Source organism: Photobacterium kishitanii (genome assembly GCF_000613045.3).
Taxonomy (GTDB): Bacteria; Pseudomonadota; Gammaproteobacteria; order Enterobacterales; family Vibrionaceae; genus Photobacterium; species Photobacterium kishitanii.
In genome coordinates this window covers 1,037,932-1,054,374 of the sequence record NZ_LN794353.1, presented here as the reverse complement: position 1 = coordinate 1,054,374, position 16,443 = coordinate 1,037,932, and the positions used below count along the sequence as shown (strand labels likewise).

Annotated in this window: 12 protein-coding genes; 7 read left to right on the top strand and 5 right to left on the bottom strand. The window is 38.8% G+C overall.

All coding sequences use genetic code 11. The features are described 5' to 3' along the window. Window positions 1-211 precede the first annotated feature (211 nt). The 5 genes from PPBDW_RS19990 to PPBDW_RS19970 are packed head-to-tail and all read left to right on the top strand — an operon-like array spanning window position 212 to window position 5,835. Window positions 212-1,354 carry an efflux RND transporter periplasmic adaptor subunit gene (locus PPBDW_RS19990; RefSeq protein WP_036791985.1) on the top strand — a complete coding sequence of 381 codons (1,143 nt, stop codon included), beginning with the start codon at window positions 212-214 and terminating at the stop codon, window positions 1,352-1,354. Continuing rightward, complete coding sequence (locus PPBDW_RS19985; protein WP_036791983.1) at window positions 1,347-2,630, top strand: TolC family protein; 1,284 nt, start codon at window positions 1,347-1,349, stop codon at window positions 2,628-2,630. Before PPBDW_RS19990 ends, PPBDW_RS19985 begins: the two co-directional genes overlap by 8 nt. Next, complete coding sequence (locus PPBDW_RS19980) at window positions 2,627-3,838, top strand: ABC transporter permease (RefSeq protein WP_036791981.1); 1,212 nt, start codon at window positions 2,627-2,629, stop codon at window positions 3,836-3,838. The genes PPBDW_RS19985 and PPBDW_RS19980 overlap by 4 nt, the downstream gene beginning before the upstream one ends. 1 nt (window position 3,839) lies before the next feature. Continuing rightward, window positions 3,840-5,114 carry an ABC transporter permease gene (locus tag PPBDW_RS19975; protein WP_036791979.1) on the top strand — a complete coding sequence of 425 codons (1,275 nt, stop codon included), beginning with the start codon at window positions 3,840-3,842 and terminating at the stop codon, window positions 5,112-5,114. Next, the gene (locus tag PPBDW_RS19970; protein WP_054262198.1) at window positions 5,107-5,835 is read left to right on the top strand and encodes an ABC transporter ATP-binding protein; all 729 of its coding nucleotides are present in this window, start codon (window positions 5,107-5,109) and stop codon (window positions 5,833-5,835) included. Before PPBDW_RS19975 ends, PPBDW_RS19970 begins: the two co-directional genes overlap by 8 nt. Before the next feature lie 82 nt (window positions 5,836-5,917). On the opposite strand, the gene PPBDW_RS19965 is transcribed toward PPBDW_RS19970, so the two are convergent. Then, window positions 5,918-6,277 carry a diacylglycerol kinase gene (locus PPBDW_RS19965; protein ID WP_036791976.1) on the bottom strand — a complete coding sequence of 120 codons (360 nt, stop codon included), beginning with the start codon at window positions 6,275-6,277 and terminating at the stop codon, window positions 5,918-5,920. 126 nt (window positions 6,278-6,403) lie between these two features. Beyond that, entirely contained in the window at window positions 6,404-8,011 is a 1,608-nt protein-coding gene (eptA, locus tag PPBDW_RS19960) for a phosphoethanolamine transferase EptA (protein WP_036791974.1), read from the bottom strand. A gap of 206 nt (window positions 8,012-8,217) precedes the next feature. Between eptA and PPBDW_RS19955 the strand changes: the two genes are divergently transcribed. Then, window positions 8,218-8,625 (top strand): NUDIX hydrolase, encoded by a 408-nt coding sequence (locus PPBDW_RS19955; protein ID WP_036791972.1) that lies wholly within the window; start codon window positions 8,218-8,220, stop codon window positions 8,623-8,625. A 123-nt stretch (window positions 8,626-8,748) separates the two neighbouring features. Here the strand turns inward: PPBDW_RS19955 and ygjK are convergent, their stop codons facing one another. From ygjK to dbpA, 3 genes are all read right to left on the bottom strand, one after another. Beyond that, complete coding sequence (ygjK, locus tag PPBDW_RS19950) at window positions 8,749-11,376, bottom strand: alpha-glucosidase (protein ID WP_036791969.1); 2,628 nt, start codon at window positions 11,374-11,376, stop codon at window positions 8,749-8,751. 576 nt (window positions 11,377-11,952) lie between these two features. After that, window positions 11,953-13,743, bottom strand: a complete 1,791-nt coding sequence (locus PPBDW_RS19945; protein WP_036791967.1) for a cation:proton antiporter — start codon at window positions 13,741-13,743, stop codon at window positions 11,953-11,955. Between the two features lie 284 nt (window positions 13,744-14,027). Beyond that, a complete protein-coding gene (gene dbpA, locus PPBDW_RS19940; RefSeq protein ID WP_036791964.1) occupies window positions 14,028-15,413 on the bottom strand; it encodes an ATP-dependent RNA helicase DbpA in 1,386 nt (461 codons plus the stop codon). Between the two features lie 216 nt (window positions 15,414-15,629). On the opposite strand from dbpA, the gene PPBDW_RS22885 reads away from it, so the two are divergent. Then, entirely contained in the window at window positions 15,630-16,313 is a 684-nt protein-coding gene (locus tag PPBDW_RS22885; RefSeq protein ID WP_054262197.1) for a prepilin-type N-terminal cleavage/methylation domain-containing protein, read from the top strand. Window positions 16,314-16,443: the final 130 nt, after the last annotated feature.

The window sequence follows — 16,443 nt, the reverse complement described above, 5'->3', positions numbered from 1 at the left end:
TAACCTTCCTAAATTTAGCTATTATCATACTTTATGACATCCTTTGTCATACAAAAAACCACTGAATCTTAACAATGCCGTGGCAAAATATCGTTATCTTATTAGCCTATATTGTTATCAGTTTAGGCTCCTATTTCTTAAAATTATTATCTCAGAAAAGAAAACCTACTGACCAACTCATTCTATTTTTACCTTGTTGTTGGACATTAATATGAAAAAACGCTGGTTAACCGCTGCAGCATTAGCTTCAATTAGTTTAGGTGGCATTTACTATGCTACAACTCACTCACCACCGGAACATAGTTTTACAACCTTAACCGCCAAACAAGCGACGATAAAAAAACAAGCGGTAGCTGTCGGTGAAATCATGCCGGCACAAGTGGTAAAAGTGAAGTCTCAAATAACTGGCATTATTGATGATATTTATGTCCGTGTCGGTGAACACGTTACAGCCCACAGTCCGTTAGTTAAGTTACGCCCAAATCCGACCCCACAAGATCTTACTGCAGCACATGCTAATTTACTCAAAAGCCAAGCTGAACTTGAACGTGCAAAAAAAAGCCTGCAAAACTACCAACGACTGGTAGCCCAAAAAATCATTCCCTCTAATTTTGATCAATATATAGAGAGTAAAGCTAAATTAAAATCTGCACTAGCTGATGTCGAACAAAAACAACAAGATATGGATTTAAAAAGTCGAGGTGAATCGACTGCAGGTAATGTGAAATTAACCTCAATCATTAGTGCGCCGATTACAGGAACGGTTATTGATATTAAAGTTGATGTCGGTGAACCCATCATATCGACAGAATCAAACCAAGCCGCCACTGAAATTATGACCATGGCAAATATGAGTAATATTGTCTTTAAAGGTGCGGTAAGTGAGCATGATGCAGCACAATTATCTGAAGGTATGCCAGTAACATTAACCTTATCCCCTTATCCTGAGACAAAAATTGAAGGCATACTCACTAAAGTTGCAGTGCAATCAGAAAAACTCAATGCTGACAGCAATACCAATAGCAATCAAGCGCAACAAAGCTTTGATAATGGCTTTGCGGTTGAAGTCAGCCAGATTAAGTTTCCTAAAGGTATGACACTTCGTTCTGGGTTTTCAGCCACCGCAGAGATCACCTTAACCAAGGCTGACAATGTTATTACACTGCCTGAACGTGCACTTCACTTTGATGGCGATACCGCGCAAGTATTAATCCCTGACGATTCAGAACAAGGTTATCACTACCAAGCTGTCACTCTGGGGTTATCTGATGGCATTAATGTAGAGATAAAAAAAGGTATTGATACTAAGCAATCACTGATAGATGCCAGTACAGTAGGTGATACTAATGACTAAAATACATTCAGCCACAACACTCATTATTGCGATGAGTTTTTCATTATGGAGTTTATCAAGTCATGCGCTTACGATGGAGCAAGCTTGGACTGCGGCTAAAGCCACTAATCCCGATTATAAAATCAAGCAACTCCAGCAAACCCAAAACCAATTTGACACCGGAATCGCTAGAAGCGTTTTATTACCTGACTTATCAACCACAGCAAGTAAAACATGGGCTGATCACGACCAAAATTCGACCCCAGGCTATACAATTACCCTCAGTCAATCGATTTGGGATAGTCGTTCATGGGTCGAGCTTGATCAAGCACAAGCTCAGGTCGTTTATGCTCAACTAGATGTAAAAAAAGAACAGAATCGTCTCGCTTATAATGTTATTGATGCTTATTTTAAAGTCGCTCAAGCACAAGTTTCAGTTAATATCGCGCATGAACAACATCAAGATGCATTACATTTATTAACCCTCACTCAAAAGAAATATCAAGCAGGTCTTATTCTGTCAACAGAGGTTGATGATGCCAATACCAATGTCTTTGGCGCTTATAGTGATTTATTAAGTCGACAATCAGTGCTGGCAGAGAAACAAGCGATACTGGCAAAACTGATCAATCAACCACCACAACAGGTTGATGAAATTAATAGTCATCATTTCCATCGACCACCGCTACAAAAGAACACCAAACAACAATGGTTAAAACTGGCGCAAGATAACAGTCCTAACCTACTTGCAGCTCAGCAAAAACTGCATCAAAGCAAACTAACCGTTAAGCAACAACAAGTAGAATATTATCCTAACCTGTCGGGTAATATTAGTTATAGCAATGATTTTAATGGCCATAGTGATGACCTTAGTACTAGCATCACCCTCAAGGTGCCACTCGATCTTAACGGAAAAATACGCTCACAAGTCGGTAAAGCTAAAGTTGGTGTCCAAATCGCTCAGCAACAATTGCGCCAAGTTGAATTGGATTTAACCAATGATATCAATACCCGTTTTAATCAGTTAGACCTTGATTGGCAACGAGTTGATATTGGAAGTAAAAAATTACAAGCCGATCTAAAAGCGCTTAAAACTAAACAAATCATTTATACCTCTGGCACTGACGGTACTACGGCACTCGATATTATTCAGATCCAAGAAAAAGCTTATAAAAGCAAAGAAAGTCTACAAGATTTACTTTATACCTACTGGTTACACCGCATCCAATTATTGAGTTTAACCGGGCAATTAAACGATAAAAGCATCGTACAGCTATCGCAGGCACTGCAACAATGATAGCGCTATTATCACAAACCCTACAAACAATCATTGCTCATCGACTACGTAGCTCATTGGCAATTATTGCTATTATTTGGGGGATCATTTCCGTGTTAGTGTTAGTTGCCCTCGGCGAGGGGTTCTATCAAGTCAATAAACAATCAATGTCGGCTCTCATATCAAACACTCAAACAGTATCGATGGGAAAAACATCACAGCCTTGGCAAGGTTACCCAGCAAGACGAGCACTCAATGCAACTCAAGCAAACTATGAGGCACTCGCAACCTTGCCACAAGTAAAACACCTTTCCATTATCTTTAATGCCGACAAGCCACAGATAACAGATATGGCAGGGATCAAATTAAAAGCAAAACTCAGTGGCGTTGATACTCACTTTATTCCTTTACAAAAAATAAAACTGATATCAGGTTCACGCCCCATTACCATAAGCGATCAACACAATCACACTCGGGTTGTTATTGTTGGCTGGCGACTTGCAAAACAAGCCAAGCTGTCAATTGGGGATAAAATAAAAATTAATGCGATTCCTTTTAGTGTTATTGGTATTGCGCCTAAAAGTGAATATAATTTTCAATTCTCACCTAAGAGCGCCATTATTCCTTCGGCGACTTATGGCAATATTTGGCAAAATCTGCCATCAGAAGCGATCATTGAGCCTCAAGATACGGTCTCTCGGACTAAATTACGTAACGTAGTACAAACCTATTTTGCCCATGTGCTTCAATTTAATCCTCAAGATACTCAAGCCATTAACATGCCTGATTTTAGTCGCTTCGCTAAGACATATTTAGCGTTATTTAGGGGGATTCAACTATTTTTAGCCGCCAGTGGTGCAATGACATTAGCCGTTGGTGCACTTGGTGTCGCTAATATTATGTTTTTATCAGTGACAGAGCGTACCCGTGAAATTGGGGTGCGGCTTGCTATTGGTGCTACTCCAACCCATATTTTGACTCAATTTATGGTTGAAGGAGCTGTATTAGTTATTATAGGTACGGTGATGGGGTTTAGTTTATCATGGGTAATCATTAAATTTTTAGCGATGAGTCAGTTACCACAATGGCTCGGCATTCCCACCCTAACCAGTACTGCTATTATTCTGACCTTAACCATCACCGCGATATTAGCTTTGCTGGCAGCATTTTTTCCTGCACGAAGAGCGGCTAACCTCACCCCCGTTATAGCATTAAGTGCGAGGGCATAATATGTTTCCATTTCAACAAATTTTTCATGAAATGGCTGCAGAAAAACTGCGGTTATGTCTGACAATTCTTGCAATTGTATGGTCAACCGTCTGCATCAGTACCATGTTAGCAACCGGAGAAGGGCTGCGCCAAGGACTCATCAGAAACACCACCAGCGGTAATGGCGATCTTATTTATGTCACTGGCGGCACTGCTAGTATTACTCAGGGGCGCTTTTTTCGTGGTAAAGACGTAGATTTACACATCACAGATAAAGCAACCTTAGCGGCATTACCTGAAATAAAACGCCTTTCAAGCTCCGCTCTTTGGGATGAACCCGTTACCAAAGGCGACCGTAGTGCTTTTACTCAAGTATTAGCAGTAGAAAATAATTATCAGGATATTAATGACTTAGTAATCCATTCTGGAGGACGATGGTTTAATCCCACCGATATTTCCGAGCAACGTAAGGTGGTCGTTCTAGGTAAAGTCACCGCGATGATGTTATTTAATAAAAAGCCTTATCATTACAGTGAAAACAATAAGCTTGATACAAATCCAATTGGTAAAACACTTAAAATAGGTAATGTTGATTTCACCGTTATCGGCATATTGGATGATCCAAGACGTATTGAACAAGGCTCAGAGTCAACGTATACCACGCTTGTTCCTTTAGTCACTTGGCAGCGTTTTTTTCCACAACAACCGATTAAAGCGTTTAATGTTGAGCCTCAATCACACGCTAACCGAGAACGTTTAGCGATTACTATTCGTCAAGTCTTAGCCAAGAAATATAACGCTAGCATCGATGATGAAACACTGATTCAAACTGATGATATGCTGCTTAATCAAGAGTCGATGCGAAATTTTCTACTTGGTTTGCAAACATTTTTAGGCATTATTGGGTTTGTTACACTGATGGTAGCCGGTATTGGTATTGCCAATGTGATGTATGCCAGCGTTAAACGTGCTACTCGTGATATTGGCGTTCGTATGGCTGTGGGTGCCACTCCTAATAACATTCGTTGCCATTATCTTATTCAAGCCATGATGACCATGATGATTGGCGGTGTTATCGGGTTAGGATTAACGGTTGGCTTAATCAATATTATAAAGAGAATCCCCATCTCTAATAGTTATATTTATACCTCCTTAGGTAAACCACAACCAGAATTATCAATTTCCGTTATGGCTATTGTGGTATTGGCATTAATTATTGTCGGCATTGCTGCTGCTTGGTTTCCAGCCAATAAAGCCGCAACTATTACTCCATTAGAGGCATTACAAAGTGAGTAAAATACCCACCATTCTTGCTAAGAATCAGCATCCTTTAGTTTCATTGACCAACATTTGTAAATATTATGGTGAAGGGGAACATCTCGTAAAAGCATTGGATAATGTTTCTCTTACTATTAATAAAGGTGAGTTTTTATCTATTCTAGGTCCCTCAGGATCAGGTAAATCGACCCTTATGAATGTATTAGGCTGTTTGGATATTCCCACCTGCGGATATTATCGCCTTAACGATGATGATGTTGCTACCTTAACCAGCCACCAGCTGGCCAAAATTAGAAATCATAATATAGGTTTTGTTTTTCAAAGCTTTAATTTATTAGAATATGCCACAGCACTTGATAATGTCGCTCTACCTTTAGTGTATAGAGGCACTAAAACCAAGCAACGCCATCAAAAAGCAGCCGCTTTACTTGAACAAGTGGGGTTAGGCGATCGTATGCATCACAAGCCAAATCAACTTTCTGGCGGCCAAAAACAACGGGTAGCTATTGCGCGAGCCTTAGTCAATGATCCGCAAATAATTTTAGCTGATGAGCCCACAGGCGCACTTGATTCTAAATCGGGGGCAGAAATTGAAGCGTTATTTAATGATTTACACCAACAAGGTCGTACTCTGATAATTGTAACCCATGATGTAAGTTTAGCTGAACGCACAAATCGAATTATCACCATCAAAGATGGACAAATTATTTCAGATAAAGCCACGAGCTATCAGCCATAGCAAGTAAATAAAAAACGCCAGTATTTTCGTAATTAAAAATACTGGCGTTAATTAACTAATCTTTAAATTATCACAATAATCATTATAAAAATAATATACTGCCCCAAGTGATTACCACTAATACCAGCGCAACAAATACGGCTGCTGAGCCAATATCTTTCGCTCGACCGCTCAGCTCATGACGCTCAGGCCCAATACGATCAACCACGGCTTCAATAGCTGAATTAATCAGCTCTGCAATCACAACAATAAATAATGATCCAATCATCATTAATCGTTCCACTTTTGTAACAGGCATAAAAAATGAAACTATTGTCATAACAACTAATAAAATACTTTCTTGACGAAAAGCAGCTTCGTTTATCCACGCGGCTTTTAAACCTTGCATCGAATATCCAGTTGCATCAATAATGCGTTTTAATCCCGTTGCACCAGGTTTCATGGTTATCTCTCTGTCTTATTATTTTAAATAATGAATTTATTGATGGCCGAATGATACATTTTGACCAGTGAAATAAAAGTAAAAGAGGACCTATGCCCTCTTTTATTTGTGTAGGGTTAAATAATATTATTGTCGACACTGAGCAAATATATCTAACTTCGCATCATAAACCTTTGTTTTAACATCCATCATACCCAATAAAGAATGGAATAAATTATCTTGTGAATAACCACCAGCAGCAGCTTCACGTTGTAAACACTGACGGTTTAAATGTTGGCTCTGCTGGTAAGCAGGCGATAACCATAAAATTAAAGGGACTGTGGTTTGCTCTTTAGGCGCAATAGAATACGGTAAACCGTGCAAATAGATTCCATCTTCACCAAGAGACTCACCATGATCGGCCATATAAATCATCGCAGTATTGGCATTATGATCATCACTTTTAAGCATATCAATCACACTACTTAGAATATGATCAGTATATAAAATAGTATTATCGTAGGTATTGGTTACCTGTTGACGACTACATTCTTGCAAATTACTGGTATTACATGTCGGCTTAAATACTTTAAATTTCGCAGGGTAACGATCGTTATATGTTGGGCCGTGACTACCGATGATATGAAGCACAATAAAGGTATCTTGCTTGGCATCATCAATCTGAGCCTGTAAATTTTTAAGCAATACCTCATCGTAACATGTACCATCATGACAAAGTTTAGGATCAACATCAGCGTTAATTACAATATGTTTAACCCGATCGCAAACCCCTTTACAACCACTATCATTATCTTTCCAAGAAACATCAATACCAGCCCGTTGTAAAATATCTACTGCTGTATCTTGATGACGAGCCGCTATAGCATCGTAATTAGCTTTAGTCATCACTGAAAACATACAAGGTAATGACACCGCAGTCGCCGTACCACATGATTTTACATTCAAAAAGCTAATCACATTACGCTTAGCTAATTCAGGGTTTGTATCACGATCATAACCATTTAATGAATAATTCATTGAACGCGAGGCTTCACCGACAACCATGACAACAACATTATGCTTATCACTTAAATGTAAGTCTTTGGCATCTAAGCCAATATCAGTAAAGGGCATTTTCGCTTCAATTAATTGATATTTAGCATATCGAAAAGTCGCTGAAATATAGTTAGTAGGGTTAATGAGTGCTTTAATTTCAGAGTGATTACGTACTAATGAAGCATAATCTTTATAATAACCAGCCGCGATGACAATAATCACTAATAACGAAACGAATATACTAACACCACGTGCAATAAGTTCTTTTAATGCTGAGCGATAAACAACGTTAATTCGGCACAATATAAAGATTGGAATAATCGCAATCACAATCATCCATACCATGCCCGCTATAGAAAAGTAGCTTCCGGCTTCTGCAGGATTGGTTTCAAATACATTAACAATCATCCCATAGTCAAAATAAACCCCGTAGCTATACATCGCATACGTGACTAAACTTGAGATAAATATCAGAATCGCAACTAATGGTCGCTGTAACCACGGCCAAAGCAGTAAATTAAAAATAATATTTAATGCTGCAATAATAAATAACGGAATCGTAGCGATAAAAATCCCATCATTGGTGGCACTTTCAGAAAATAACTCACTTAAATGCTTCCACAACGCTAGGTTTTGTATAGCAGCAAAAAAGACAGCGACTAATAATATATAAGAAGTGCTCGTTAAACGGAATTTCATTACGCCGTATTCCTTAGTTAAAAACAAAATAAAATTTAACCATTACCAACTAAAAAGGGTGATGATTATGCCTATAAACATTTACAATAGACACGCATCTAAACAGTTCGCCCCACAAATAAATGCAAACATAGATTGAAATAATGATAGTCACTTTTTTTATCTTTGCTGAAACTGTTACACTAGCGACAGCAAAGGAGAATAGCGTGAACAAACCTCAACACATTGATAAACTTGCTTGGCTTCATATTGACCAACGAAAGTTGTTAGGCGCTCGATCATACGGAAAAACAGCTTATTATATCCCCGGTGGTAAACGAGAGACTGGCGAAACAGACGCTCAAGCATTAGTCCGTGAAATTAAAGAAGAGTTATCGGTAGATCTTATTCCTACATCATTGTGCCATGCGGGGAGCTTTCAGGCCCAAGCCCATGGTAAAGCGACGGGAATTATGGTGAACATGACCTGTTACTATGCTGAATATAATGGCGATTTATTACCAGCATCTGAAATTGAAGAAATTCGATGGCTCAACAGCAACGACACCGAAATTAGCTCAACAGCGACTTTAATGATTTTAGCGCAATTAAAAGCACAAAATTTGATTGATTAAGAAATAACAGCCATAAAAAACGCCAATACATGTTAATGTATTGGCGTGATTTAAACGGATACAAGGGGAAAAGTATCCGTTATAAACTCGGTCAGCGATAAACTCGATTAAAGAGTACTAACGCTATTTTAGAAAATCATTGTAAAGCATGTATAAATGCGCTGAACTCCATGAGAAGTTATTAGCACCTTGTACTGCGCCTGTTTCTGGGTTGTAATTCTCTTGAATTGGGCGATCAAGGGTTAAGCCTTCAGCATTTTTAAATAGCTTATTAACCATCTCGTTGGCTTCTTTAGTGTAGCCATAGTCAGCCATTCCTTTGACGCCAAAATAGAACTGATCAACCCACACTCGGCCACGCCAGTAAATATCGGCACCATATGCTGGGTTATCAGCTGAAGCAGTACCCAACGGTACTGTGGTATTAAATTTCGCAGGGTCCATCATATTCTCAACCACTGCCGCAGCGGTAATACGATTGGCAGCGCCATTAAACAGCGGTGACCAACCTTCAGCACCCATACCACGTTCAACAATCGGATTACCTGCACAGCCATTATTTAATGAACGCGCTTGATTAGCATCGATATTAATGTCGTAGTAAAAACCTGTTTCGCGGTCAAACATACATTGATTGATATAATCTTTAGTTTCTGCCGCTTTCTCAGTAAACGCTGCTGCTTCTTGATCATGGCCTAATACTGTCGCAATTTGTGCTAAGTATTTATTATCACTGTACCAATATGATGCTTGGTCAACAGATTCTTGCATCAATGAATAACCTACCAATTGGCCACTATCATCACGGTTTTCACTAAACTTAACCTGCCAATCTTTTTTAGCTAGGTTTAATTTAACGATATTCTCAGGATCAGTATTGGCATAAGTCACCTTCTCGCCATTCACAGAATAAGTATTATCAAATCCATGCTGTTTATGAGCATAACGACCAAGTTGATCGATAATTGCAATTTCTTTAACGTCAGTTAGACCTTGCGCATCAGCAATAGTATCAATAAAACCAAATACTGCCGCATCATCACGTCCAGATTCCCACGATGCAGCGGTTTGTGCTGGACTATGGATATCAATGTAATCGAATGACTCTAATAATTTATTATATTCAGCAATACCTTTTGCTGAAATCCACTTTTCAGGATCTGCTGCTGTTTTATATTCATAAATTAGCTGACCATCTACAGTTGTATGCGCAGGATCAACTGCTGCACCATACTCAGGAATACCATTATTATTAGTATCGCGTGCTGTTAACCACCAGTTATGGTAATCAACCAATTTAGGGTACATTTCTTGTAACCAAGCTTGTGCATCATCAGCGCGGTTATATTTATCTTTAAGGGTTGTGTAAACTTCCCACACAGCCCACGAAGCCAATGATGGTTTAGTGTTACGCTCATTCCATGACTGTGAGTCATTCATTTCAGTCAGGCCAAGCGCATCACCACGCTCTTTAGACATGTTCATGCCAACCACATCAAGCAAATAGCCCTTATCGTATGGACGTAACACATCATCGGCTTTAACTTGATGCTCAAACACAGTACGGATGTTTGCCATTGCTAAATCTGGATTAAAATGTGCCATTGCATACGCTTGTTTCCACGTATCCCACGGCCAAGTTAAGTTACCAGAGAACCAACGCGCTGTAACTGATGGCGTTACCGTATCATAACTAACAAAACCTGCAGGACTACGCCAATTACCGGTTAAGGTTTCCATCGCTTTTACTGCTACACGTTCTTGATCTGACGTAGCACCTTTATTCACTAAACCATTTTTTAAATATTGTTCCCAACGCTCAGTGGTTGCATTCATATAGCTAATTGGGTGTTTTAAAATATCAGCAACGACGGTTTGCTCTTGCTGCCACTCAGCAGCAGTTAATGTATGGCTAAACACGGTATACAAAGTATGAATTGGTTGTGATCCGATTTCAGCGACAGATTGATACTCAAGCCCATTAATATGGGTCGTAGTGGCAATATTACGTTGAATATTAAACGCGGAAGATCCACTGGTACGCACCATCCATGAATCACGCTCTTTACCAAACGCAATATCAATATCACCGGTTTTGTCAGCTGTTATTGTACGGGTAAAGTTAGGTAATTGCTCAGCGACAGTCGCTTTATAATCAGGATTAGCCTTACCATCTTTAGCATAATAACCATCAACTAATTTACCATCCCAAACCAATTCTAGGTTTGCGCCAGTATCATTAGTAATAATGGTTTCAACAATCGATGAACGCGAAGAAACAAACTGTAACTTCATTTCAACTTTAATACCGTCAGCAACCATGGTTTGAATTAACGCGCCAGGAATACTGTATGCATTCGCTGTAAAATTAACAGGCTGGCCATCTTTTAAAATCGAAAGCTTATCAAAATACTCTGCAACCGAAGTGTTATATTCTTCAGCAATGGCAGTAACACCAAAGCCACCTTTGTTTTGAGGATATTTGGCTAAATCTGGCAGTAAATGTCCATGCCATGCACCATCATCATGCAATGGTGTATAAGCCATATGATTACCAGCACTCACTTCTGCGAGATGTTGAGGTGTGCCGGTACGATCAAGAATATTTTGAAACTTTACCGCAAGTTGTGGCTTTTTCTTCTCTTCCGTCGTGGAATTAGTGTTATCACTATTACACCCTGCCGTAAACATTAACGAGCCAATGGCTGCTGCTAATAAGGTCTTCTTTGCCAACGTCTGTTGCTTGATCATTTAAAATCCCCTGAGATTTAATGATGAGCCGTATCTTATTATTATTTGTACAGCTACTTTGTGTTTAGTCAGAATACTGCCAAGTACTCTGTGATTGCGGAGGATAATAAAGGTAAAAAAAACAACTAAAATAGAGGTAAATCACGTTTATTCTTTTACTAAAATCAGAGGGTAAACGACAACAGAAACATTTAGAAACATTTTCAACCAAATAACGGCAGTATATATGAAGGAATATCACACCTTTAAAATATCCCCCATAAGGAATAGAAAATACAGTTATTAATAACCTTATAAAATAAGACTACCATTACTATTTATAATAAAAGTCAATGTGACATTAATTCAAGAAATGGATCATTAAATAAAAAATAGTGCGACTTGCTATCCAAAAATAACATCAGCTTTTAAAGACCACCTCTCTGTAACATTTGTAACTGTTCTCAATGGCTAACGTAACATCTAACAAGCTAGATTTTTAATAGAACTGTGAACTTCATCACTCTCTATTTAGGATAAAAAAAGCACCATTAATGGTGCTTTTAAATTTCAATCATTATTAGTCAATAATTAACGTTAATCTGCTTCTTTTACTAAAGCGATAATCGTCCAACCTGCTTTGGCTTCCACGGTTGAAGCAACGGTAAATAGGTGAATGTTTTGCTTTAGATCAACTGCAAATAAAGGAATAAGTGGCATCCCTTTATATTGCTGATAATAATCATCAATAGTAAAACTATCACTTAATCTAGTATGCTTAATTTCAGCCCCTTGGTTAATTAAACTCGCTAATTTTTTATAACTAATATCATCCCCAAAAAGTACCGCACCACTATGAGCTTGAGTCGCCGAGTGTTTTTCTAAGCCGCTATTATGGCGACGACCATTTAAGCGAAAAATATTACGCTGACCAAAATCAGTTTCATAATGATTAGTGACAACAGCATTAAAATGTTTATCTGGCGTTAGTGCTAATAAATGCCCAACACCGATCAGATCTAAATACTCATCGGCATGGCTAGAAACCGCATTGCCATAATAGGTTTCTAAACCCGCCATTCGAGCAGCACGAATATAATCCCAGTTAGAATCGGTCATCATAACGCGACAATCATATTTTTTAAGAGCTAAACCGATTTGTCGTGCCACATCATTGGCGCCGACAACCAAAAATCCTTTCGGTGATGGTTCAGCAACACCTAGTAATCGCGCTATTGGCCGAGCAGTTAAACTTTGTAACACCACCGTACCGATAATTACCATAAAGGTCAGTGGCACTAATAGTTGTGCCCCAGCAACACCATCATCGATTAATTTAAGCGCAAATAATGCTGAAATTGCCGCAGCAACAATACCTCTTGGTGCAACCCATGCTAAGAATAACTTTTCCTTAAACGCTAATTGACTAAACATTGTCGAGATGAAGATAGAAGCAGGTCTTGCGACTAACTGAATAACAACAAATAATGTAATTGCGCCCCAGCCTAACGCATGGAAATCTGCCAATTGGATACGGGATGCTAAAATTAAAAATAATCCTGAAATTAACAAAATCGTCAGATTTTCTTTAAAATGAAGAATATGACGAATATCGACATCTTTGGCATTCGCCAGCCACATTCCCATCACCGTTACCGCTAATAATCCAGCTTCTGATTCAAGCGCATTAGCCCCAGCAAACACGCCAAGCACAACGGCTAAAACAGCAAACGGTTGCAAATACTCGGGAATTAAATGGTTACGCAGAACATAAGCAATTAGCCACCCAGCAATAGCGCCAATAACTAATCCCACCAATAACATTAAACCAAACACTGCCAAACTGTGCATTTTGCTGCTAGAAACAATAAACTCATACACGATCACGACAAATATAGCCCCAATCGGATCGATCAATATTCCTTCCCAGCGCAAAATGTTAGCGAGTTTAGCCTGTGGCCTGACGGTACGTAACAATGGCACTATCACTGTCGGGCCAGTCACAACAGTCATCGAACCAAATAAGAACGCCAATGACCAACTGAAATCTAACAGATAATGTGTGGCAACACTGGTGATGATCCATGTGATAATCGCACCAATAGTAACGATACTTTTAACGTTTTTTCGAACTGTTTTTATTTCTGCAAAATTGAGGGTTAAGCTACCCTCAAACAAAATAACCGCTACCGCTAATGAGATCAGCGGAAACAATAAATCACCAAACAGAATATTAGGGTTAAATATGCCAGCCACAGGACCTATTACTAAGCCGGCAATAAGCAATAATAAAATCGCGGGTAATTTCATACGCCATGCAAGCCATTGACATCCAAGCCCCAATACGCCAAGGCCTGCAATCGTCAATCCAATCATTTCTTGATGCATAGATGGATACTCTTTTTAAATATAAGACAAGTAGCAATACGGTGTAATAACCTTAAATCATTAGCTTAACAATACTAATTTATATACGAAACAGCAGCCCCAAACCCTAATAGTTACAATTAATTTACAATACTGTCATATTAGCCTTCTCAAATGCAACGCTAAAAATCGTTACTGAATACGGCAATTGTTATAATCACATATTACAGTAACAAAAAAGCCGATGGTGTGCTTTTAAAGCACACCATCGGCATCATAGTGTTTTATCTGCGTTTATGGATCGATTAACGCAATTGACGTGAACGGAAATTACGGCCTTTAATACGACCTTTTTCTAATTTCTGTAGTGCTTCACGTGCAACTTCACGTTTAACTGCAACATAAGCACAGTGGTCAAACACATTAATCTTACCAACCGCAGTACCTGCAATCCCTTGATCGCCAGTTAGCGCGCCTAAGATATCGCCAGGACGTACTTTTTGCTTCTTACCGCCATCGATCATTAATGTGATCATTTCTGGACGGAAAGTCGGTTGATCTAATAAATTTCCGGCAGGTAATGCTTCACCCTCAATTTCACGATCAAGATAATCTTCAAGTAATTTAACTTTATAGTGTTCTTTATCACTGAATAATGAACAAGCAACGCCTTTACTACCGGCACGGCCAGTACGACCAATACGGTGTACGTGGACTTCAGTATCACGTGCTAGATGGTAGTTAATCACCATATCAAGATTATCAATATCCAAACCACGAGCAGCAACATCTGTCGCAACCAAGATTGATTTACTCTTATTAGAGAACAATACTAAAGTACGATCACGTTCGCGTTGTTCTAAATCGCCATGGAGCGCAATAGAACTAAAGCCAAAGTCTTCTAAATCATCAGACATCTCTTGCGCTTCACGCTTAGTATTACAGAAAATCACACATGATTCAGGGCGGTGTTGATTCAGTAACAAACGTACCGCATCTAAGCGATCTTCATTACCACTTACCTTGTAAAAATGCTGTGAGATACTGCTATTATCATGATTAGATTCGACTTTCACTTGTACTGGGTTTTTCATGATACGTTTTGCAATAGAAGCAATTTGATCAGGGAACGTCGCACTAAATAGTAACGTTTGGCGATCACTTGGTGCGGCATCAATAATCGTATCTAATGAGTCTTGAAAACCCATTTCTAGCATACGATCAGCTTCATCAAGCACTAACGTATTCAGTTCATCAAGGCGTAAGAAACCTTTATGAACATGTTCTTCAATACGTCCAGGCGTACCAACAATAATATGCGCACCGTGTTCTAATGAACCAATTTGAGGTCCAAATGGCATACCGCCACACAACGTCAGTACTTTAATGTTATGAATTGCGCGCGCTAAACGACGAATTTCTTTAGCAACTTGATCGGCTAATTCACGCGTTGGACACAATACTAATGTCTGTACGCGAAAACGTTTTACATTAAGGTTATTAAGTAATCCTAAGCCAAACGCTGCGGTTTTACCTGATCCCGTTTTACCTTGAGCAATAACATCCTTGCCATCAATAATAAGCGGAAGGCTCTGAGCTTGAATAGGTGTCATTGCTTCATAACCTAGTGAGTCTAGGTTGCTCAATAGATCAGAATGAAGATTTAGGGTAGAAAATGCCGTCTGACTCAAAATGATGTCCTGTAAACGTCAACATACCGCTATTACCATTAAAAAGAGGTATCGATACGTTGTTTAATATAAGGTTGCACGCTGTAATACATGCATAAGGGCTGCGACACTAACAGCTAATGGCTACGCTGACAATGCTACAAATCAACTGATCTATTTTAGCAAATTAAATTTATTTTTGAAAACCGTGTACGACCACACAACAACAGCACAATAATGCCTGTAAAGATTGACACCACTACCAGTAAAAAACAAAATCCATCACTTATACTCTTACCGCAAATATACACGCCTAAACTGAATATGAAAAAAAATGGATTTACTCTTATTGAGCTCATTGTAGTTATTATCATTCTCGGTATTTTAGCTGTTGTTGCTATGCCCCGTTTCCTTAACACTCAGAAAGATGCCAATAATGCCGTACTAAAAGGCCTCGAAGCCGCTGTAAATTCCGGACTTAAAATGGGGTATAGCAAAATGGCGATTGCTGGGCTCGAGCAACGTCGTTATGTATCAAATAAATCTAATGATTGTTTAGATATGACTTGCACGACTTTTAATCCCATGAGTAATTTACCATTTCCAGGTTGTCGCATGGACAGTACTTCATCTTGCACCTTTAACTATGGGTATCCATCTCCAGAAGAATATTCACTACCATTATTAATAAGTAATCTTGATAGTAACGGTGATTTAGCGATTACACGTGCAACATTAGCAAATGGTGGACACGCCGTTAATATTACCTTTAAAAAATACACCAAAAAAGAAGCAATCACAGACTCAGAGGGGAACAACCAACAAAATACCGTCCTTGCTCGCGATAACTGTTTTATTACTTATGCGCCACCAACAACAGCTAGCGAAAATTACACCCTTAAATTAGTACCTTGTAAATAATTATCAAACTCCCCCCAAGTAAATAAGCCGCTTTCAGGAAATATTTAATTCACCACGTATACCTGACTATTTTAGTCAGGTATACTTATTTCCATAAATTTAATTGGCTATTACCCCCTATTAAAACAAG

Coding starts and splice junctions, on each gene's coding strand:
- PPBDW_RS19990 (WP_036791985.1), top strand. CDS start 212: ATGAAAAAACGCTGGTTAACCGCTGCAGCATTAGCTTCAATTAGTTTA.
- PPBDW_RS19985 (WP_036791983.1), top strand. CDS start 1,347: ATGACTAAAATACATTCAGCCACAACACTCATTATTGCGATGAGTTTT.
- PPBDW_RS19980 (WP_036791981.1), top strand. CDS start 2,627: ATGATAGCGCTATTATCACAAACCCTACAAACAATCATTGCTCATCGA.
- PPBDW_RS19975 (WP_036791979.1), top strand. CDS start 3,840: ATGTTTCCATTTCAACAAATTTTTCATGAAATGGCTGCAGAAAAACTG.
- PPBDW_RS19965 (WP_036791976.1), bottom strand. CDS start 6,277: ATGAAACCTGGTGCAACGGGATTAAAACGCATTATTGATGCAACTGGA.
- eptA (WP_036791974.1), bottom strand. CDS start 8,011: ATGAAATTCCGTTTAACGAGCACTTCTTATATATTATTAGTCGCTGTC.
- ygjK (WP_036791969.1), bottom strand. CDS start 11,376: ATGATCAAGCAACAGACGTTGGCAAAGAAGACCTTATTAGCAGCAGCC.
- PPBDW_RS19945 (WP_036791967.1), bottom strand. CDS start 13,743: ATGCATCAAGAAATGATTGGATTGACGATTGCAGGCCTTGGCGTATTG.
- PPBDW_RS22885 (WP_054262197.1), top strand. CDS start 15,630: ATGCCTGTAAAGATTGACACCACTACCAGTAAAAAACAAAATCCATCA.